General features: G+C 36.0%; 19 protein-coding genes and 1 pseudogene. 10 read left to right on the top strand and 10 right to left on the bottom strand.

The window, feature by feature from the left end; translation table 11 throughout:
* Positions 1 to 8: 8 nt before the first annotated feature.
* From cdhD to ACW8TM_RS00750, 7 genes are all read right to left on the bottom strand, one after another.
* A complete protein-coding gene (gene cdhD / locus ACW8TM_RS00780) occupies positions 9 to 1,298 on the bottom strand; it encodes a CO dehydrogenase/acetyl-CoA synthase subunit delta (RefSeq protein WP_491531363.1) in 1,290 nt (429 codons plus the stop codon).
* A complete protein-coding gene (locus ACW8TM_RS00775; protein WP_491531362.1) occupies positions 1,295 to 1,447 on the bottom strand; it encodes a hypothetical protein in 153 nt (50 codons plus the stop codon). The genes cdhD and ACW8TM_RS00775 overlap by 4 nt, the downstream gene beginning before the upstream one ends.
* Before the next feature lies 1 nt (position 1,448).
* The gene (gene cdhC / locus ACW8TM_RS00770) at positions 1,449 to 2,882 is read right to left on the bottom strand and encodes a CO dehydrogenase/CO-methylating acetyl-CoA synthase complex subunit beta (RefSeq protein ID WP_491531361.1); all 1,434 of its coding nucleotides are present in this window, start codon (positions 2,880 to 2,882) and stop codon (positions 1,449 to 1,451) included.
* 7 nt (positions 2,883 to 2,889) lie between these two features.
* Entirely contained in the window at positions 2,890 to 3,432 is a 543-nt protein-coding gene (gene cdhB / locus ACW8TM_RS00765) for a CO dehydrogenase/acetyl-CoA synthase complex subunit epsilon (RefSeq protein ID WP_491531360.1), read from the bottom strand.
* A 12-nt stretch (positions 3,433 to 3,444) separates the two neighbouring features.
* Complete coding sequence (cdhA, locus tag ACW8TM_RS00760; RefSeq protein ID WP_491531359.1) at positions 3,445 to 5,805, bottom strand: CO dehydrogenase/acetyl-CoA synthase complex subunit alpha; 2,361 nt, start codon at positions 5,803 to 5,805, stop codon at positions 3,445 to 3,447.
* A 116-nt stretch (positions 5,806 to 5,921) separates the two neighbouring features.
* Complete coding sequence (locus ACW8TM_RS00755) at positions 5,922 to 6,695, bottom strand: ATP-binding protein (RefSeq protein WP_491531358.1); 774 nt, start codon at positions 6,693 to 6,695, stop codon at positions 5,922 to 5,924.
* 51 nt (positions 6,696 to 6,746) lie between these two features.
* Complete coding sequence (locus ACW8TM_RS00750; protein ID WP_491531357.1) at positions 6,747 to 7,769, bottom strand: hypothetical protein; 1,023 nt, start codon at positions 7,767 to 7,769, stop codon at positions 6,747 to 6,749.
* Between the two features lie 136 nt (positions 7,770 to 7,905).
* Here ACW8TM_RS00750 and ACW8TM_RS00745 point away from each other — a divergent pair, with 136 nt between their 5' ends.
* Positions 7,906 to 8,664: a hypothetical protein gene (locus tag ACW8TM_RS00745; RefSeq protein WP_491531356.1), complete on the top strand. Its 759-nt coding sequence runs from the start codon at positions 7,906 to 7,908 to the stop codon at positions 8,662 to 8,664.
* 103 nt (positions 8,665 to 8,767) lie between these two features.
* Positions 8,768 to 10,192 (top strand): carbohydrate kinase family protein, encoded by a 1,425-nt coding sequence (locus ACW8TM_RS00740; RefSeq protein ID WP_491531355.1) that lies wholly within the window; start codon positions 8,768 to 8,770, stop codon positions 10,190 to 10,192.
* Between the two features lie 21 nt (positions 10,193 to 10,213).
* On the opposite strand, the gene ACW8TM_RS00735 is transcribed toward ACW8TM_RS00740, so the two are convergent.
* Together ACW8TM_RS00735 and fhcD are read right to left on the bottom strand one after the other, a co-directional pair.
* Complete coding sequence (locus ACW8TM_RS00735; RefSeq protein ID WP_491531354.1) at positions 10,214 to 11,356, bottom strand: MFS transporter; 1,143 nt, start codon at positions 11,354 to 11,356, stop codon at positions 10,214 to 10,216.
* Positions 11,357 to 11,427: 71 nt separating this feature from the next.
* On the bottom strand, positions 11,428 to 12,339 hold the full coding sequence (fhcD, locus tag ACW8TM_RS00730; protein ID WP_491531353.1) for a formylmethanofuran--tetrahydromethanopterin N-formyltransferase: 912 nt from the start codon (positions 12,337 to 12,339) through the stop codon (positions 11,428 to 11,430).
* A gap of 127 nt (positions 12,340 to 12,466) precedes the next feature.
* Here fhcD and ACW8TM_RS00725 point away from each other — a divergent pair, with 127 nt between their 5' ends.
* The 8 genes and pseudogenes from ACW8TM_RS00725 to ACW8TM_RS00690 all read left to right on the top strand — a co-directional run bounded on the left by ACW8TM_RS00725 (position 12,467) and on the right by ACW8TM_RS00690 (position 20,596).
* Entirely contained in the window at positions 12,467 to 13,312 is an 846-nt protein-coding gene (locus ACW8TM_RS00725) for a F420-dependent methylenetetrahydromethanopterin dehydrogenase (protein ID WP_491531415.1), read from the top strand.
* Positions 13,309 to 13,617: pseudogene (locus ACW8TM_RS00720) on the top strand (molybdopterin dinucleotide binding domain-containing protein); the annotation flags it as partial. The gene ACW8TM_RS00725 and the pseudogene ACW8TM_RS00720, both read left to right, overlap by 4 nt.
* A 111-nt stretch (positions 13,618 to 13,728) precedes the next feature.
* The gene (locus ACW8TM_RS00715) at positions 13,729 to 15,051 is read left to right on the top strand and encodes a formylmethanofuran dehydrogenase subunit B (protein WP_491531414.1); all 1,323 of its coding nucleotides are present in this window, start codon (positions 13,729 to 13,731) and stop codon (positions 15,049 to 15,051) included.
* A 2-nt stretch (positions 15,052 to 15,053) separates the two neighbouring features.
* Positions 15,054 to 16,760, top strand: coding sequence for a formylmethanofuran dehydrogenase subunit A (locus tag ACW8TM_RS00710; protein WP_491531352.1), 1,707 nt, complete (start codon positions 15,054 to 15,056; stop codon positions 16,758 to 16,760).
* A 2-nt stretch (positions 16,761 to 16,762) separates the two neighbouring features.
* Positions 16,763 to 17,632 (top strand): formylmethanofuran dehydrogenase subunit C, encoded by an 870-nt coding sequence (locus tag ACW8TM_RS00705; protein ID WP_491531351.1) that lies wholly within the window; start codon positions 16,763 to 16,765, stop codon positions 17,630 to 17,632.
* Positions 17,629 to 18,594, top strand: a complete 966-nt coding sequence (mch, locus tag ACW8TM_RS00700) for a methenyltetrahydromethanopterin cyclohydrolase (RefSeq protein ID WP_491531350.1) — start codon at positions 17,629 to 17,631, stop codon at positions 18,592 to 18,594. Before ACW8TM_RS00705 ends, mch begins: the two co-directional genes overlap by 4 nt.
* Before the next feature lie 9 nt (positions 18,595 to 18,603).
* The gene (locus ACW8TM_RS00695) at positions 18,604 to 19,677 is read left to right on the top strand and encodes a hypothetical protein (RefSeq protein WP_491531349.1); all 1,074 of its coding nucleotides are present in this window, start codon (positions 18,604 to 18,606) and stop codon (positions 19,675 to 19,677) included.
* A 40-nt stretch (positions 19,678 to 19,717) separates the two neighbouring features.
* Complete coding sequence (locus ACW8TM_RS00690; RefSeq protein ID WP_491531348.1) at positions 19,718 to 20,596, top strand: RimK family alpha-L-glutamate ligase; 879 nt, start codon at positions 19,718 to 19,720, stop codon at positions 20,594 to 20,596.
* On the opposite strand, the gene acs is transcribed toward ACW8TM_RS00690, so the two are convergent.
* Entirely contained in the window at positions 20,597 to 21,979 is a 1,383-nt protein-coding gene (acs, locus tag ACW8TM_RS00685; protein ID WP_491531347.1) for an acetate--CoA ligase alpha subunit, read from the bottom strand.
* Positions 21,980 to 22,192: the final 213 nt, after the last annotated feature.

Below are 22,192 nucleotides of genomic sequence, written 5' to 3'. Positions count from 1 at the left end.
TCAATCACCTAAAAAATAGTTGTTATCCACTCCTCATAGGGTAATTCATGCAAAGGTTTACGGACAGCTTCTAATGCTTTAGCAAATGATTTAAGAGTCTGCATGGCTTTTGGATGAAGCATCATGAACAAATCAGTTCCTGCAAGCATTGCTATAATTGCAGTTATGGCCTCCCACAATGGGCCTCTAATAGATCTAGGTCCTAAATGTGGAGCCTTTGACGAAGCCTCTCTGGCAGCCCAGGCATTGGATGAAGCTGAGCACATAGGAACTTGAAGTACTTCCTCACCCATCAAAGCAGAAAGCCTAATTCTCTCCATAACACTAAATGAATACTCTATTCCATATCCTAAAGCACCAGTTGTTGGATCAAGAATTAAACGATCCTTAGGTAATCCGGCCTCTAAAGACTTCCTACATAAATCCTTAGCTTGATTAATGTCAATGAAAGCTAATGCTATTAAATCATGGCCAAAATCATTTATGGGTTTAACTGTTTTTTCAATATCCATATCCAAGGTAACTGAGTTAAAAACAACTCGCTCACCGGCAGTAATTTCTGCAAGTTTAGTAAACAATTCAACGTCTTTAATAGGATTGCCTGAACCACCAATTATCAATGGAACCTTAACTGCTTGTAAAACTTCCTCAACATTCTTAGCAGCTTCATTAATCGGAGTGTCTTCTATTCCAGGATCAGTACTTATTAAATGAAAAGAAATTAATTGTGCGCCATATTTTTCCACTGCCATTCTAGCCCATTCAGAAGGAATTTCAATTGCATCTCCATACATTTCTCTTACTGGTCTAGGAGCACGGGGCATATCGAAAACATCTAAGGATGTTGCAATAGGATTAGGCGGTATATCAGCGAATAGGAAGTATGGAGGAGTAGTGGCACCTCCAATTTTAACAGTATAGCTTCTGGTACCTCCCTCACTTTTAGTGGCTCCAATAACTACCTCAGCAATCTTACCAGTAAATTTAAGCTTAGGATACTTGAATGGGACTTTAATAAGTTCTATAACCTTGGGTTTCTCTATAGATGGAGGAGGTACTGGAGATAGCAATCTCAATCCAAATGGGGATGATTCAACTAGAAATTCTATTTTACCAGCACCAGTTAGAGGTTCTAAGGAAAGTTTAAAGTATCCAGGCATTTGTGGAGCTTGTGGAGGAATATAAGTTACCACTAGCTCATCAGCATCAATAATAACGTCTGTTAACTCCAATTCCTCTGCATCAGAAAGCAAATTTAACAGATCCTTCAGATATTTATTCTTATTCTGCCTGTTCATTCCTGACTCTCCGATGGCGTAATAATTAGCTTCTCAGCTTTAATTTCAACACCATTTAATTCAACAATATAATTCTGCTTCAATAAATTAGAAATTAATTGAATTAAAGAGTTAGCAAATTCTTCCTCTTGCTTTTCCTCATTAGTCAAGTTACTTCCCACCAGCTTTTTTGACTATCAATTTGTTTATCTTTATTCTGACACCCTTCAAAGTTATTTTGAAGCCAACTTGTGCAGGCATCATAGGCATTTGTACTGGTTGAGCGGGAACTTGTGGAATCCATTGAGGCATAGCTGGCATTTGTACTGGTTGTTGTGCCGGCACTTCTTCAGCTTCAGCCTCCATTTCAACGGCCTTTTCCATCTCTCTTATCTTAGATGCAAGTGGATGATTCTTTTCTAATAGAAATTTCTTAAGTTCTTCTGTATTGGTTGCATCTTCTTCAGTTGCAATTTTATCATGTAATTCAGGTGGAATTGCATCTTTTACTCTCTCTTTCAAGTCTTTTGGCATCCATACAATCCTATTCCATCCACCATCAGCATAGAAGAATTTTCTTGAACGCACCCATTCAATTCCAATTCCCAAGAAACCTTCAGATTGTTGGCCTCCTCCTGTCTGAGCTGCCATGGTAGAGAACGGTAAGCCATTTACAGAAGCTCCTCTAAAACCTCTATGGACAATTCCGATACCATCAACTTCAGGAATATAAAAGGCTATAGCTTCGAAGCATCCACATGAAGTGTGAGGATACTCAAACATACTGTAAAGGTAAACTCTAGTTACTTCTCCAAGCGACCTCTTAGATACCACTTCATTAATTCCACTCCATTCACCCTTAACTGGATCAATCAATTCGCCTTTAGGTATAGGGAAGTTTGGACCCTTTGGATCAATGTTAGCTGCTGCTCTAGCATCAAGCCATGTTAGAGCACCACAAAGCGATATTCTCTCTGGAGTAATAACACAGACATGTGTTGGTGCAAAGGACTGGCAAAGAACACATCCATAAAACATATCTACTTCTTCATCCTTTAAGCCTCTGACTCTAGCATCGCGTTCTTCATAAATTCTAAGCGCTTCTTCATATTTCTCTTTGATAAGTTCGGGTTCAGTTATAAAGGTTACCTGCATCTTCTCAATGTAAGGCATCTCTGATTTAAATAAGGTTATTAAGGCTTTCCCCCACCATGAAAATGAATTTAAACCTTTTTTAACTGATTTCTTAGCAATCCGAATCCAAATATCGTATCTTTGATTCAAATGCATAATTCCTTCAATATAATTGGTGTACATATGTATTCTACGTTCAATCACACCTTCCAAATCAGTGTCAAGTCTCTCTCCTGCTACATGAATAAGAATTGCAAAAGGATAAGAGGCCCCTTCCTTAAGGTCCATTAGATCAGGACCAATGATTTCCACCTTTCCATCTTCAACTTCCTCCATAGACTTTACACGTACAAGCTCAAACTTGTAGTCAACTTTAGGTCCCCCAAGTTCGACGTACATGTCCTTCCTTCTAACTCTTTGACCTTCAAATGCAGGACTTATTTCAATAGGGAAACCTTCAAAAGCCGACATTTCCTTTTCACTCCTTCTCCTTTCTTAAAACCTCAAGGATCGTATTAAGATTTTCTACCCATTTATTGTGGGGGAGATTTGGAAAAGCCCATGACGCATTTGGATGATAATATCTATCTAAAGACATGGTCTTTAAGTGAAGTGCAAAGTTTTTTAATGTTGATAGCAACTGTGATTGAAGTTGATAGGTGATTCCAATGAAAATTACTAGGTCATGCGGATTTGAACCATTAACACTCCACTGAGAATCTCTGAGACGATCAGTTATCTCCACAGATCCTAAAACTAAGGTAGGCTTAAAATTCCTTTCAAGAAAGGCTTTGAGAGTATTTGCAGTTGCAACAATAGGGGCATTAGCCAACTTTGAAAGTTCAATTGAGAAATCTAAAAGACATTTATCTTCTGAAAGTTTAATTTTCAAAGCATCTGCTCCCACTATAATTAATGGCTTCTTAGAAGCTTTGATAAGTCTTCCAGCAACCTCGCCATTCAGCTTTAAAGCAGTTTTAGGTCCAGGCACATTACCAAATTGCCAAGGAATTACACTCAAAATCTTCACCTCCTACTTACGCTTCCTAACTAAACGCTTTAACAACGTTGGATCTACTACTGGTCTCTCCCACGGCTTCCAACCAACTTTCTTTAAGTAATCAATAATTTCAAATTTGTAAGTTATTGGTATGTCAGCCTCTGTCCTAATGAACATATGTAGATCGTCAGGTAAAATACCGTAGAACTTTTTATACAATCCTACATAGTGGGTAAGTTTTATCATTCTACCCTTAGTTGTATCATTAGGCCTAATACATAGCTTAGCTGCCATCACCATTGCTTCCTCCTTAGTTTCAGCAACATAGACTAAATGTTCTGGTGCAGGCCCAACCCACACTCTTTCACCAGTCCTAGCATCATACACAGTGAAGGCTTCATGATCCTCCTTCCGCCCTAAGTATAGACGCCTATACTTTGCCCCCTGTGGACCTATAATAACAGGTACACCAAGTCTATTAAAACCTGTAGCTATAGAAGCAGCCTTTTGTGAATATGCACCCCACGCAACCCCACAAGCTCCAACTCTATTTAACACGTAATCAGCAATCTCCTCAAAATTAGCTCTCAAATTTCTCCTAGCGAATATATTTGCAATTTTGATTGCCGCCCCAGCTATATGTGAATTAGCTACACATGAACCAACATTTACAAGTCCACCTGCTTCAAAGGCGCCAGAATACTCCTCATATAGTGTAGTGCCCTCTTCAGTGCGATATTCAGCAATACTCATTGCAGCACAGCCTGAAGTAACAACAATAAATCTCCTTCTTAGAAACTCCTCAGCCATCATCGCAACTTCTCTTCCACCATTAGGATAATTGGCACAACCAACAAAGGCAATTACACCTGGAATTTCACCTAGAACAATAGGTGAGCCAACCTCTCTGATCTCAGTATCCTTTATTGGACCCCTCCCTGCCCTCACCAAATATTTTTCAGTTTTAATCTTATGTTCAGCAGCACCAGTAATCAAACTTAATATAGGAATTTTCCTTAGACACGCACTTTCACATCTACCGCAACCCAAACATACCTCATGAAGTATAACAAGTTTACTTAAATCACCCTTCTTTGCGAAAGTCACAGCTTCATCTACAGGTAAATCTATTGGACAATTCCTTCTACAATTACCACAATTCACACATTTAGAGGCAATTTCAATTAGCTCCCTCTTATCAGGTATAACCTTAAACTTTTTCCTTAGTGGAGCAATTCTAAGAGCAGTTAAAGCAGCTACAGCTGCAGCTTTCTCTAAATCAAGAATTGCTACTCCAGGCACTTTACCAGAAACCAACATATTCACTATTTCATCAACCGGCTTGTCAGAAACATTCTCAAGTCCACGTAACGCTTTATTCGAAACAGTAATCAATGGTGTATTAACCCTTTGTGCTTCATGTAGAACAGAAGTGTGAATACACTGCTCATCAGTAATAATGACATCAGCAGCACCAGACCTTATAAAGCGAAGTTGATAAGATATAGGACCAACAATCTTAGCAGTTTTTCTATATCTAGCCATATCATGAGCAGTACAGCATAAACCTACAACTTCAATCATTTCACCAGGAGAACCAAGACCACTCTTCTCCAGAAAATCCATTAAATCTATTGAACCAGAAACATTGTGCCCTATGCAGAGAATGACAGGCTTCGATATATCTACACATCCTAATCCAAGCTCTACTAATGGTGCTTCTGGGTCTCCCTTGGGAAAACCAAATGTAATTACTTGAGCAACATCTGCTATCTCCATAGCAACGTGATCTAGCATTCCTAAGTGTAAAGCTTTAGACTCAAAGTCAAGATAACTACTCTCTTGACCAGTATGAGCAGCTGCAATTGTCTGAACAATTTGCTCCTCAACATAACTTAATGCAAAAGCCAAGTCTGCAAGGGTTTTTGGTTTAATTCCTACAATGAGACGTGTAATTGGCATCTCAACATGTATTTCAGAACCTAAATTTATTGGCCAATCCTCACCATAGCGTTCAATTAAGTGATCAACTAACTCTCTTGCATGACTAGTATGTGTGGAAACTCCAATAGCACATGCAAGCAAAACTATTCTTCCTTGTTGAGTATCAAGAGTTAAACCGCAGGATCCCTTCTTACCAGCAGTTAAATCACATTTACCATAAGTGCAGAGACAGCACAAATCGCAAAATGGCATATAAAATGGCTTGTATCTCTTTAAGAGCTTCATATCCCAAGAACGTAGCGTTTCAATTTTAGGCATTGGAGTAGGACCCATTGGCTCCCATTCCTCTTCAATTGCCAGTCTTCCAATGGCCACCTCAACATCTTCAAGTGATACGTCAGTTGACTTAATTTTCTTAAATGTAAATCTTAAAGGACCTTTCTCAACCATAATCCCACACAACGTCAAGCATTATTGCTTCCGATATTCTTTAACTACAATACATTTAAGAGTTGTGCGTTAGATATTTCGACCATAAACTTTCTATTATTCGTTAAAAAACGAAATTAAACTGTTGATTTAATAATAGGATATAGCCGTGAAATAATATCCCCAACAGATTTTACAGCCAAAGAATCATCCGGCAAATTAATCAACGGCTCCCCCCTAAAGTCATAATCAATAACAACTGGGTCTTCTGGAATAGAGCCAATAATCTTAAAACCTCTACGTAAAAGCTCTTCTAAAACTCTTGGAAGGAAATTCTTCTTAACTCTATTTATCACAACATAAATATCCTTTACCATTAATTCAAGATTCCTCGTCAACTCTCTAATTCTCTCAGCAGTAATTATACTCCTCACACTTGAATCGACAACAATCAACATTACATCGACATTCTTTGTAGTCCTCCTACTCAAGTGTTCAAGTCCAGCTTCACAGTCAATAACTACAAAATTATAATTTTTAATAAGCTTGTCTAATGCATGCCTTAATAAATGGTTAACGTAACAATAGCAACCAGGACCTTCTGGCCTACCCATAGCTATGAAATCAAAATTATCTAACTCCACCAGAACCTCCTCATACAGCATGCTCTCAAAATATAAATCCTTGGCACCGTCGGACAATTCTGGAGGATTAATGAATTCCTCCCTTAAATCTCCCAAAGTCTTCTCAAACGAAACACCAAGAGCTTTATTTAAATTGGTATTTGAATCAGCATCAACAACAAGGATAGAGGCATTATCAAACAATCTAATCAGATGCTTTACAATTAAAGTAGCAAGTAAAGTCTTACCTGTACCACCTTTTCCAGTGACAGTTATAATAAAAGTCATTTTAACACCTAAAAATCAATAAAAAACAAGCGTTATAAAGATTGCTTAAAATTACTTTAAAATCAAGAAGTCATAAACTGAGTCACCTAAATACAGCCTATGATATGTAAATCCATCCTTGCATACAACACGTTCAATCTTACCCTCAGCAATAACCCATTCACCTTTAAATGCACATTCACAAAACCTACCTCTCAAGGAGTAAATTTCAATCAAATTAGAAACATGTCTTCCATTTATGAAATATACATCATCTATCAAATATTTACATGGAGTAAAAATAGCTTCAGAACTGTTAATAATTCTAGCTTTAATCCTACATCGACCTATAGGGAAAAAGGTTTTGTCACCATATTTTTCATCTAGTTCATCTACGTCCCTAACCAATCGAATATAAAAATGTGTTTCATTAACGAATCCTTGCAAAACTTTTCGCGACTCAACTCTAATGAAATCATTAAAAGAGATTCTTGTATCTCTAAATCTAAAATTATAAAGGGCTTGCAATCCATTTAAGTTATATCTTCTAGCAAATAGAGATTTTCCTAAGGATTCCTTTAATGCATCATAAATTTGATAACAATTACTTCTTCCATGAACTATAACATCAATATCTGATGAACTTCTATGAAGTTTCACTAGAAGGGAACCAGTAGCACCAATTTTAGTAATAGGTACACTTGATATATCACTCAAAAACTCTATAAATGATAAAGCTAGAGATTCGAGATTATCTAGGCTATCTTTATTTTTGATCATTTGCAATGTTCTATTGAGAGGATCATAATACTTCCTTATTTTATTAACTGGAACAGCTTCAATCTCCCTATTAAAAACAGGATCAAAATAAATATACTCTGGAAAAGAAGACTTAACGAAGGAATCACGTTCATGCAGAGAATATATCTTTCGAAATTTCAAGTTGCCTCTAACTCGATCACCATTAACATCAGGTATAAATCTAACATAAGCAACAATTCTCTCTGGCGGGTGGAGAAAACCCTTAACATCAAAGATTAAATTATCTATAGATTCAATGAAATCTCCTTCAATGGGATATCTATTCAAAGTCATTCTCTCTACACCCTAAAACTAGGAAGCTAAAAGACATTTATAAACTAAAGCCCATAACCTTTATATCTGAAACATACATAGCTACATTAAAATGTAATAGACTACAGTTAATGGGATTGAAAAGGAGGAAAAGAAAGTGAAAATATCAACTAAAAATCTTTCATTAACAGCAGTCTTCGCCGGTCTATATGTTGCGCTCTCAGCTCTACCAGGAGTACCAATAATTGGTGGTGTAGGTAAAATAGATATAGTCTTAGCTGCATTAGGCCCAGTTTATGGAATAATTCTTGGACCATGGCTAGGAGGATTATCAGCATTTCTAGGCGCCATACTCGCTTGGTTCCTTCCACCAGGAACTCCGGGACTAGTAGGCCTCATCATGACACCTTGCCCATTAATAGGAGCACTTACGGCAGGAGGACTTTCATCTCAAATATTTAATAGGAGGACATGGATACTCTCCCTAATAATAATGGGAAGCCTAGTTTTAGGATGGTATATGACTTGGGTAGGCATGTCAGCTCCACTATATCCAATAATGCACATTATAGCACTAATAATAATCCTTATATTTCAGTGGAGAATATCAGATTTCATATGGTCTGGAAGTAAAATAAGAAATATGATTGGAGTAGCACTAGCAAGCTATGTTGGAATAATGTCAGATCACATGACTGGCAACCTAATATTCATCAACACATTGGGAATAGTTTTTCCATGGGGAGCTATTGAAAAATGGCTTGCAAGTTTAGGCTTACCAGACATCCCAGCCCTATTTATGTATATGCTACCTGTATCAGCATCTGAAAGAGCAACAATGTTAATAGCTGCAACAATTATAGGTTCAGGATTGACATTAGTCTTAAGAAAATCAGGGTTGATAGAAATTCCATAAGCTTCATCTTATTTATTTTAAATTCTACGAGGAGACAGAAACATAGAATATGAAGCTAACTTAATATTTACACTCCAATATAACTTTTATGTAAGTGGGAAAAATGGGCGAGAAAGAAATGAAAGTATGGCCCTGGATAATTCCACTCCCAATAGAAGACAAGTACCACTATAAGGTCTTATTATCAATTTTCAGCTCAAAAATCTCTGTTGACATATTAAGAAACATTAAGTTAAGTGAAAAAACATATCAATCAGAATTAATTAGAAAACTACCCTACTCAAATAAGACAATACTAGCAAAATTAAAAGAATTTGTAAACTCAAATATACTAGAACAAGGATTCGAGAAATGTGTCAGGGGGAAAAGAAGTTTCTGGGTAAAATGGTATAAACCTTCAACACTAGGCAGATGGGTTATAACCTTTCTAACATCACCCAAGGAAATGCAAATTGAAGAAATAAAAGAAACATTTAAACAACTCTTCAAGATGTACATTGAGAGCATAGCTAAATTCTGTATACAACATAACATAAACCTAACAGAATACTATCAAATATTAGAAGAAGAATACATTTCAGAGTATCTGAGAAGTTTAAGATGGATTGATGATAAAATAGAGGTTTCAGTTTTCGGCTCAGCAGCACTCGACATGATTGTAAACTATGATAGAATACCTAGATTTGATGAGACAATATTAGCAAAAAACATTGTTACAAGTGCAGGGGGATCAGCAGCAAATGTAGCAGTAGGATTATCTAGATTAGGGATAAAGACGGCATTCATAGGTAGAATAGGCACCGATGAAGCAAGTAGACTAATATTAACAAAACTATTCCAAGAAGGAGTAAATGTCTCTCGAATAAAAATTATTAGAGAAGCAAAACTTCCTAAAACCATAATACTTGTAGAAAGTGGAGAAAAAAGAATAATAACAATAGCAGATGAAAAAACACTATCATTATCATCACCAGATGAAGTAGCATGGGACTACATAGACATTAGCAAAGTCGTATATATAGGAGAGGTCTATGTTGAAGTAGCATCTACAATAGCCTCATATGCTAAGTCTAAAGGAAAAATTGTAATATATAGGATGCTAACTCCCTTCGCTGAAATGGGACTAGAAAAACTACGGGGAATAATATCCAATACAACATACATGATAACAAATGAAGTAGGATGGAAAAAACTGATAAGAAAAACTAGCCTCGAAAAACCTTCAGACCTATTAAATCTAGGTATAAATAGTATTATTATCACAAGAGGTAGAAAAGGAGCAGTAGCGTATACTAAAGACAAAAAAATCATAATTCCCCCATACAAAGTAGAAGCAGTAGATAGTACAGGTGCAGGTGACGCATTCTCAGCAGGATTTATCTGGGCCATACTGAATGGATATGACATAGAGAAGGCAGCCAAAATTGCCAATATTCTAGCAGCAATATCAACAACAAAAATTGGTGCACAAAACAGCATGCCAAGATTAAAAGATATAATAAAAATAATTTACAACAAATTAAAATGACTATTTAACGTCCATAATAAATTAACTGTGAGATTTCATTTTAAGAGAAAGTATACATCCAGTAACATAAATTATAAAGACAAATATCAATAGAAACTCATAGCCAAGAAAATCTATAATTAAACCACCAACAGCAGAACCTAGAGAAGCCCCAATAAAACCAGTAGTATTACCAATACCTAAAGACAAACCTCTAACCTCACTTGGCGAAAATTCAATAGTATAAGTTATTATTGGTGCAGCTCCAGCTACACTAATGAAACCGAAAACAGCTACGGGGAATATAATTAAACTTTTCTGTGAAAAGTGAATTAAAGGAATTATAAATAGAGCAATAAATAAAGTCAAAATAAATGAACGCTTATAACCTATTTTATCCGTTAAAAATCCACCAATAACTTGCCCAAAAAAACCAATGCCAGAAGAAATAGAAGTAATCATAGCTGCCTCCCCAATACTCAACCCCTTCCGAGAAATAAGATATAAAGGTAGAAAAGTACTCAAGCACATAGAAGCCATAAGCATCAAAAAAGGTAAAACATAAGCGAGAAATAAAGTATCCCAAGCCGATTTAATTTGAGAAAGAGAACCTAAACCAGAACTACTCCTTCTAGGCTCTCTAACAAGTAAGAAAAAAAGTATTGCCAGAAACATTCCTGGAAAAGCAGTTACTAGAAAAGCAGTTCTCCAACCAAAATGAAAAGCTGTTATAACACCTATTATTGGTGCTAAAGCTGATCCAAGCCGTGAACCAGACATGAAAAATCCAATTGCCTTCCCTCTCAACCTTGGCTCAAATACATCAGATATCATCGATATCATCGGAGAATAAAAAATACTTGCCACAAATCCAAAGAAGACTCTAGCAAATAAGAGATGAAAATATGTTGTAGCTATTCCAGTAAGTAAAGCCGATAATGAGGAAAGGAGAATACAAAGAAAGACTATGTTTTTCCTATTAAATTTATCACTCAAGAAGCCAGCAGGAATCTGCATTGAAGCATAAGCCATAAAGAAAGCTGACATTAACATACCTGCTTCAAAACTACTTAGCATTAACTCTTCAGCAATTATTGGCAAAATGGGAGGAACTATCATCCTATAAATATAGTTTAGAGTCCACCCCAGAAAACCTAAAAATAGAAATATAAAACTCCTTTTCATCAAAAACCGCCATTTACAATGTAGTTTCAACTATCATTAATGTTGTTCTGAATAATGAATGAGAAAGTAGGTTACTCGGATACCAATTTTACAGCTTCAGTTGTATAGAGTTTATATTTGCCTAGCTTGCCACCGTAATTAGCTGCAGTGATTTTCTTCACACCTTTAACAGTTGTAGCAGCCGTTATTGCTACACCCATAGCTTTCAATACTTTTTTAGCATCTAATCCATTAATTACAATTTCATATACACAGTTTACTTCGGGGGGAACCTGTGTATCTGGGATCTTATCTTTGAGCACTGGACAGAACAAATGATTTGTTGTAGCCTTTAGTTTAGGATACTTCATGGAGCCAACCTTAGAACCAGAACGAACAATACCTCCTGGGAAAGGCATAATGACACCCTTAACTTTTCTCTTAATGTTTTCAACAGCTTTCTCAGCGGCCTTTAGTCCTGCTTCAAGATTTTCAGCTAAAATTAGTAAATTCCCACCAGCTACAGCCTTAATTACTCCAATACGCTCCTCAATGAGAAACTCGCCTTCCATGACAGGTATACGCCACATAGTTTTGCCATAAATCTGATCTTTAAATTCAAATCCATCTCCAAATTTAGATAGAGGCCCACCAATATTCATTAACCGTTTAGCTCTAGGCAAACCATTAAATACTGCTGTTGTAGGACAAGTTAAAACACATTGACCAATTCTACTTAGAACTTGAAATTTTAATTCAGGAATAGATCGATGATATATTTGTATTAGAGATCCAGGACGATTATCAGGGGTTTCATCTGGAGGAACTAATCCCTCAATGCCAGCTTCAGCAGGAGCTGCTATAATTGAACTTGCAAATCCAGTTGCAACTTGAGCTGCAGTTAAAGCCCATTTCTCATTAATTGCAGTGATCAGTATTCTGGTAGCATACATTGGAAAAGCCTCAGCAAAAGTTTCCTCAACCTCAACACCATTCACAATCAAGTAAATACACCTCCACCGCGATATAATTTCAAGAAACTTTCATATTTATACGCTTCACTCGATAATACTAAAGCTTAAATCAATCATATAGGTAATAATGCAATGCGGAGGGTTTAACTTGGAAAATGTGGTTGTGAAGATATGTATAATAAAAGTTGGATGCATTGGAAGTGGACCATTAATAGAATACTTACTAGATGAGAGAGCTGACAGGAAAGATATAGATGTCCGAGTTTTCGGCAGCGGTTCAAAGCTTGATGAAATTAGGTCGGAAGACATAGCTAAAAGAGCCTTAGAATTTGATGCTGATCTCATAATCATAGTTTCACCTAATGCAGCTTTACCTGGTCCAACAAAAGTAATAGATTTAGCTGTAAAGAAGGCGCGACCTGTAATCGTTATAGCAGACGCCCCAACCAAGAAAGTTGCAGACAAGCTCAAAGAGAAGAATGTAGGCTACATTATTGTGGAAGCAGATTCAATGCTTGGAGCTAGAAGGGAATTTCTTGATCCTATTGAAATGGCAGTCTATAATGCAGATTTAATTAAAGTTCTAGCTATAACTGGAGCATATCATATAATCTATGAAGCAATTGACAAGGTTATAGAGGCTATAAAAAGAAATGAAAAACCAGAATTACCATTCATTGTAGTTAAAAGGGAAAATGCAGTAAAAGCAGCAAACTTTAACAATCCATATGCCAAAGCAAAAGCAATGGCCGCCTTTGAAATATCAAAACGTGTTGCTAACTTAACAACAGAAGCATGCTTCAAAATAAAGGAATGGGAGAAATATACACTCCTTTGTGCCGCAGCACACGAAATGATGAGATATGCAGCTAAGCTTGCAGATGAAGCTAGAGAAATTGAAAAACATGGAGACTACCTTGTAAGAAAACCACACTACAAAGATGGCACCATACTGAGAAAAGAAAAGCTCATTGAAAAACCAGGAGGTAAAAAAGCATCATGACTTCATCGAAAATAAATGTCACACTCATAACTGGAAGAAGTTTAGATCAAGGAGTAACACTTGACATCGGTAAAATAACTAGAGAATATTTCAAAAAAGTAGCTATAATTGAATTAGATGAAGAAGATATGGAGAAACTTGGTATATCTAACGGTGAAGCTGTAGAAGTGAAAACAGGCTTCGGTAGTGTAATAGCATTTGCAGTCAAGTCAAGATATAAGCATCAAGGAGTAGCGTTTATGCCTATGGGGCCATGGGCAAACATAGTATGTGATTATAATACATATGGCTCAGGAATGCCAACTTTTAAGGGAGTAGATGCAGAAGTAACAGTTACTGAGAAAAAACCATTACTTATAACTGAACTAATAGAAAAATACTATGAAGTAAAACCATTAAGCATAATACAAGATAAAGTGGAAACCGAAAAAGAGGGAGCAGAAAAGATCTATGAGGCAGTTGTATGTACATTTTGTGGATGCCTATGCGATGACCTCCAAGTCAGAGTCAAAGGTAATAGGATAGTTGAAGTGAAGAGGGCATGTCAATTAGGTAAATCAAAGATATTACATAGACTTGAAAATAGAATATTAACCCCCCTAATCAGAGAAGAAGGAAAATATATCAAAATAAACTATGAAACAGCAATAAGAAAAACTGCAGAAATACTGGTGGAGGCATCTTACCCCTTACTTTATGGTTGGAGCTCAACTTCAACTGAAGCCATTAGATTAGGAATTGAATTAGCAGAACTTGTAGGAGCAGCTTTCGATAATACAAGTGTGATGTGCCATGGACCGACAATTCTAGGGGTTCAGGAGGTAGGAACCGTATCCGCCACATTGGGACAAATTAGAAACTATGCAGACCTAATAATTTACTGGGGCTGTAATCCAGTTTTCGCTCATCCTAGACATCTAGCAAGATATAGTGCGATGGCTAAAGGAACGTACATAAAATCAAGAAGAGATAGAAGAATAGTTGTAATAGATGTAAGGGAAACGCCAACAGCGAAAATAGCAGACTTATTCATAAAAATCAAGCCAAACTCAGATTATGAACTAATAAAAGCATTAAGGATGATTGTAAACGATCTAGATGTAGAAGTAGATGATGTAGGAGGAGTATCATTAGAGAAAATTTATGAACTCGCAGATATGATGAAATCAGCAAAATTTGGGGCAATACTATTCGGATTAGGAGTTACAATGACGAGGGGTAAGGGCAGAAATATTGAAGAGGTAATAAAATTAGTTCAAGATTTAAATGAGTGGACCAAGTTCGTACTTTTACCCATGAGGGGCCACTATAATGTTGTAGGAGCAAATATGGCATCACTATGGTTAACAGGCTTTCCATACGCATTAGATTTTATGAGAGGATATCCAAGACACAATCCAGGAGTAACCTCAGCGACAGAGCTACTAATCAACGGAGACGTAGATGCAGCATTAATAGTTGCCTCAGACCCAGTAGCGCATTTCCCAGCAATAGCAGTCAAAAACTTAACAAAAATACCAGTTATAACAATAGATCCAAAATGGAATATGACATGCTTAATATCCAAAATAATAATTCCATCAGCATATGCTGGAATAGAATGTGAAGGATCAGCATATAGAATGGACAAAGTAGTTTTACATTTAAAGAAAATTGTAGAGCCTCCAAGAGGAATACTTAGCGATGAAGCAATTTTGAAGAGAATAATAAAAGAAGTGAAAAATCTTAGGAGGCTATAACCGTGGAAATATTAATTAAAAATGGATATGTTTATGACCCTCTAAACAACATTAACGGAGAAAAAATGGATATCGCAATAAAGGATGGCAAAATAGTGTCTCCAAGTGCCATAGATGAAACAGAAGCAAAAATTATCAATGCATCTGGAAAAACGGTGATGCCAGGTGGAATAGATCTCCATACACATATAGCTGGAACAAAAGTTAATCTAGGAAGACTGATGACTCCAGAAGAACATCATAAATTCTACTTTGAAGCAATCCCTGGAATAAGGAGATCAGGAACAGGAATTACGACACCATCAACAACAATAACAGGATATCAATATGTCATAATGGGATGGACCACTGCTATTGAACCAGCTGCACCACCATTAAAAATCAGACACACACACGAAGAGTTAGATGACATACCGATACTAGATAAAGCATGCTTCGTTCTCCTCGACTCAAACAGAATATTGCTAGAATTCTTAGAGAAAGGAGATTTAGAAAAGGCCACAGCATTTATAGCATGGATTTTAAAGGCAACTAAAAGCTATGCAGTCAAATTAGTTGATCCAGGATGTGCAGTTCTTTGGAGTCTAGGTAAAGGATATGGACTAGACATTGATGACCAAATAACACCATATAATTTAACACCAAGAGAAGTCGTAGAGAAACTATGTAAAATAAATCAAACACTAAAACTACCCCACCCAATACATGTCCACTGCAATAGACTAGGAATTCCAGGAAACTATGAAATAACCCTTGAAACTATGAAAACAGTGGCGAAATATGCTGGGGACAATAAAATTAACATACACATAACACATGTACAATTCAATAGTTATGGTGGGATAAATTGGAGCACACTCAAAACAAGATCAGAAAAAATAGCAAAATACGTCAACTCAGTAAGCCATGTAAGTATTGACACTGGACAAATAATGTTCGGAAATGCTACAACAATGACTGCAGACGCTCCCTTTGAACATGCATTATATCATATAACTAAATGGAAATGGGGTGGATCTGAAGTTGAAAATGAGGCAGCAGCAGGAGTTGTACCAATAAGATATCGGAAAGGTAATTTCGTTCATGCATTACAATGGTGCATTGGATTAGAACTTGCATTATTAATTAAAGATCCATGGAGAGTAATAATGACTACAGATCACCCGAATGGTGCACCATTCATTAACTATCCAACAGTAATAACATGGCTAATGAGTAAAAATGCTAGAGAAAAAATAATAGAAAAAATAAATAAAAGGGCAGCAAGAGAAGCAATTCTACCAGCAATTGACCGTGAATATACATTATATGAGATAGCCATAATCACAAGAGCAGCACCAGCAAAACTATTAGGGATACATTACTTCAAAGGACATCTAGGAATAGGTGCAGATGCAGATATTGCAATATATGATTTAAATCCAAAGGAAATTAATTTCTCAAAGGACTATGAAAGCGTAGAGAAGTTGTTCCAAAGAGCATTATACACAATAAAAAATGGTGAAATAATAGCTAGAAATGGAGAGATATTAACGCATAACTATGGAAAAACATACTATGTCAACGTGAAAGTGAAAGAAGATCTAATGAAAAATACACTTGAAGAAGTAAAAAGCAGATTCAGTGAAATATACACCATTAGCTTTGAAAACTATGAAATACATGATCATGAATTAAGAAACCCCTATCCAATTAGATTGGAGGTCTAAATATGGAGCAAGTTAAAGAAATATTTGAAGTTATAATCACCCCTAAAAAAGAATTTAAAGTACCAGTTGAGTTAGACTCGATAAAACCAGAGAATATTGCCGGGAAAAAAATTAAAGACATAATGAAACTCATAGTTTTCGAAGGTAAAAGAAAGAGAACACTTGGAGAACTCTTTAGCATCCATGGAAAAACATCAGGCAACCCAGAAAAAATTAGAATTATAATTGAAGAATCATCACCTAAACTATGGAGAATAGGTGAAGAAATGCAATTTGGAGAAATAGTAGTAAATGGAGATGCAGGCCACTATATAGGTGCAAAAATGAAAGGTGGAAAAATCATTATAAAGGGAAATGTAGGCTCATGGGTTGGAATGGAAATGGAAAGCGGAATTATAGAGGTTCATGGAAGTGCAGGTAACTATGTTGGAGGAAGACTACGAGGAAAAAGACTAGAACGTGGAATGAAAGGTGGGATGATAATAATACATGGCGACTGTGGAGTAGAAGCTGGAAGAGGCATGAGAAAAGGAACAATAATAATTGACGGAAATTGCCTAGAATATCCAGGAGCTGACATGCAGGGCGGAAGTATACTCATTAGAGGAAATTGTGTTGGACGAGCTGGAGCGAATATGACTGGAGGAAAAATAGTGATATGCGGAAAGGTAGACAGCATACTTCCGTCATTCTACCTAGAGGACATAGTTGACAGAGTTAAAGTTAAAAAAGAGAAGATTAAAGAACAATTCTACCTGTTCATTGGAGACTACTCAGCCAGCAGAAAAGCCAATGGTAGACTCTATATATCTAAAGCCAATAATCTTCAATTAGAAAAATTAGTAGAAAAACTGGGGTTGAGAGAAGAATGATTAGTGTTAATGAAAAAGCATTAAAAATTGTTGACAAAATGATAAGTAAAAGTGATGAATTAAACGTTAACATTATTGAAGATGAAACTGGAGCTACAATAATTGATTGCGGAGTAAAAGTTAAGGGTGGCTTTCTTGCAGGGATATATGCATCGAAAATATGCTTAGGAGGATTAGCAGAAGTAACTCTAACACATTCATTTTATAATGGAATAATGCTACCCGCAGTCAATGTATACACAGACTATCCAGTAATAGCTTGCATGGCCTCGCAATATGCAGGTTGGGCAATAAAAGCAGGAAAATATTTTGCAATGGGATCAGGCCCAGCAAGAGCATTATCCAAAAAGCCGAAGAAACTATATGAAGAAATAGGATATGAAGACACCTCTACCGAAGCAGTAATAGTTCTCGAAACTTCAAAACTACCTACAAAAGAAGCAATAGAACTAATAGCACAAAAATGTGGCATAGAAATAAAAAACCTATACATTGTAGTCACACCTACAAACAGTATAGCTGGATCAGTTCAAATAAGCGCGAGAATCGTCGAAACAGGAATTCATAAACTTCATGAATTAAAATTTGATATAAAAAAGATACTAAATGGTTCAGGAATTGCACCCATAGCACCAATACATCCAGACGCCACAATAATGATGGGAAGAACAAATGACATGATACTATATGGAGGAGAAGCAACCTACCTCGTAGATTATGAAGATGAAGAAGAATTGAAAAACTTTATTTCTAAAGCACCATCATGTGTATCAAAGGATTATGGCAAACCATTCTACGAAATATTCAAAAGCTACGACTATGACTTCTATAAAATTGACCCAGCACTCTTCGCTCCTGCAGCTATATCGATGACAAGTAGAAAAACAGGGAAAACATATAAAAGTGGATTTATAAATTGCGACGTAATAATACGGTCAATTGAATTTGAAGTAGTAAAATAGTTGACAAAAATGAAAAGACAATTCAGAGACAAGGATTTCATTGAAACAAAAGAAAATATGCTTTTTTGCGTCATAGGTAATATTCACCCTAAGAACAGAGTTATCTCATACCTAAAATACATACCATGGAACAACGTAAAGGCAGCCAGACTAGGATGGAAAAGAAACAAAATTGAATATGGTAGAATATTACCATACTATAGTGCCCAGGGAGTATTACAAGTTCAGCAATACTTGAAAAATAATTTCCCCAACTATGTCTACTTCGATCCATACCTAAACATAGAAATAACGGGCATACCATATGAAGACATAAGAAGCCATTATAAACCTGAGGAAAGGTTAAAGGAAATCATGAAAAGCCCACAAGATCCATTAGAAGAAAAAGTGAAAGAAATGATTTCAATAATCTCAAAGAAAACCAAAACCTCTATCAATTTTTTCGGCATTACAGGTTCAATTTTAGTTAAGATACACAACCCAAAAATTTCAGATATAGACATAACTATATATGGACTAAAAAACTCACTGAAAGTAAGAGAAATTATAAACTCACTATTCAATGAAGAAGAAGACTTCAGAAAATTGAATAAAGAAGAACTTAAAAAACATGCAAAAAACATCTCCAGAATACATGAATTATCATACGAAGAATCACTGAAACTTTTAAAGGAAAGATGGAATATCGGAAAATATAAGGAAACATTCTTCTCAATCCACCCAGTTAAGTTAGAAGAAGAAGTAAAAGAGAGACATGAAGACAAGAAATTTAAATCAAAAGGCATCATCGAAATAAAATGCAAAATAATTGACTCAACTGAAGCAATCTTCTATCCATGCAAATATATCATAAGTAAAGTAGAAGTCATAAAAGGACCAGTAGTTAACAATATAAGAGAAGTCGTAAGTTACGAAGGAATTTTCTGTGATATAGCCAAGACAAATGAGGAAATCATAGTAAAAGGTAAATTAGAAGAAGTCTATGACAAAAGAAAAAATGAGAATTACTATAGAATACAGATAGGCTCCTTTGAAGCAAAAGGCAAAAATTACATAAAGCCAATGAGATGGTTTAAAAACTAACAGAACATTAAAACGTAGAGACAAATAAAATTTACTTGAAATGATAATTGGAATATTAACCAGGAAACCAAAGTCATGGTACTCAGTTCAGCTTAAAGAGGCAATTGAAAATAAGGGTCATAAAGCTCAATTTTTCACCCTCTCAAAAATGATTGCACGTATAGGTTATAGACCATACATTGAGCAATCTGGAATAGATCTTCTAGAAGCAATCTCTGCACTCATAGTTAGACCAATAGGAAGAGGAACACTCGACCAGTGCATATTTAGACTTGACATACTTAACAAGTTAGTGAGGAAAGGCTTACCAGTTATTAACAATCCAAAGGCCATAGAAACATGTCTAGACAAGTATCAAACATTAATACTCCTAGAAGAAAAGAATTTACCAGTACCAAAAACAGCAATAACAGAGAATATTGAAGACGCCATGAAAGCATTCTATGAATTAGGAGAGGACATAGTAGTTAAACCATTATTTGGTGCAAGAGGTATAGGAATTACAAGAATCACCGACCCAGACATTGCAATTAGAGTCTTTAGAACAATTAATCTCATAGGAGAGGTAATCTATATTCAAGAATTCATAACACATGGTACAAGGGATATAAGAGCCTTCGTAATTGGAAATAGAGTAATAGCATCCATGTACAGAGAATCAAACTCATGGAAAACAAATATAGCTCAAGGAGCAAAACCAAAACCATTAAAATTATCTCCAGAATTAGAAGAATTAGCTGTAAAAGCTACAAAGGCAACTGGATGTGAAATTGCAGGAGTAGACATTCTAGAAAGCCCTAAAGGATACTATATCACAGAAATTAATAGTCAACCAGGATGGCAAGGACTACAAACAGTAACAAAACTTAATATTGCAGAAAAAATAATTGAATATGTTCTTCAGAAAATAAGAAAATAATTAAAATAATTTTTTAACTACACCTGCATATCTTGCCCATCGGTAATACGCACCTAAGGCAGCAGCTGCTCTGTCAGGAGAAGGATAGGCTGGAACACCAAGATCATTTAAAAGCTTTAAACCTTCATAACACTCCACTCCGCCAATAAAGCTAACCACTAGTGGCTTAGGAGCTCTAGCTTCAATAAAGCTTCTAGCTATAGACCGAGCAATCATACCTGGGTCGGTTATGGCAGTATGACAATAAAGAACTAATACAGCTCCAACTCTAGGATCGTCTAGCGCAACTCTAACCGAATCGCCATATGCCTCCTCTGTGGCTTCACCAGTTAAGTCAACTGGATTCCTAGTACTTCCAAATGGAGGCATGCATTCTCTAAACTTTGCAGCAAGATCCTCAGGTAAGTCCATAAGATTTAATTCATATTCCTCACATGCATCAGCCGCTATAACCCCAGCCCCACCGCCATTAGTTATAACAACAACATTTTCATTTAATGGCGGAGGCTGACTTACCATTGTTCTAGCCCAATCAAACGCCTCTTGAATTGACTTAGCTCTCAAAACACCCACCTGCCTAAATGCGGCACTATAAATCTCATCAGAACCAGCTAAAGAGCCAGTGTGTGAAGCGGCAGCCAGTGCACCCCTCTTAGATCTTCCAGCCTTCAAAACAATTATAGGCTTAACTCTTGAAACTTTCCTAGCAACTTCAACGAACTTCTTACCATCCTTTAATCCTTCCATGTAAATTAATATAACTTTTGAATTCTCATCATCCATGAAGAATTCAAGTAAATCTGAATCTTCAATATCCGCCTTATTCCCAACACTAACAACAGAAGACAATCCAATCCGCTCTAGAAAAGTCCAACCCATCAAAGCTATTCCAAGGGCTCCACTCTGAGAGATAAATGCAATATAGCCTTTAAGAACCTTCATAGGACCAAAAGTTGCATTTAACTTCGAAGGAGTATACAACACACCAAAGACATTGGGTCCTAATATCCTCATACCATAATTCCTTGCAATCTCAATAAGTTTACGTTCAGCCTCAACATTTCCAATCTCTGAAAAGCCTGAACTAACAATAACAACAACCTTAACACCCTTCAATCCACATTCAGTTAAAACCTTCGGGACAATTTTCGCTGGAACTGAAATTATGGCTAAATCAACTTCACTTGGAATATCAAGAATACTAGGATAAACTTTCAAACCCATAATCTCAGTGGCATAAGGATTTACTGGATAAATTTCACCTTCAAATCCAAAACCTATAACATTTCTTAAAATTTCATATCCAATTTTACCTGGAGTACGGGAAGCCCCAACAATAGCCACTGAACGTGGATAAAACAAATATTTAAGGCTATTACTCATGCATGAACCCAAGAACATCAACTCCAATAGTCAAGTTATAAATAAAATAGAAAAATAAAAAATTTATCTTTTTCTAAAATTTTAATTCTTTTTTACATATGTAAATCAACTTTCCAGGTAAAGAAAGCTAGAAACAGTGACAAAAAGACAAAATCAACATATAAGACAAAATTAGGTTAACATGACCAGTAACCGACTTACATAAGAATGAAG

Source organism: Candidatus Culexmicrobium sp. (genome assembly GCF_058356305.1).
This window is presented reverse-complemented; position numbering and strand designations above follow the sequence as displayed.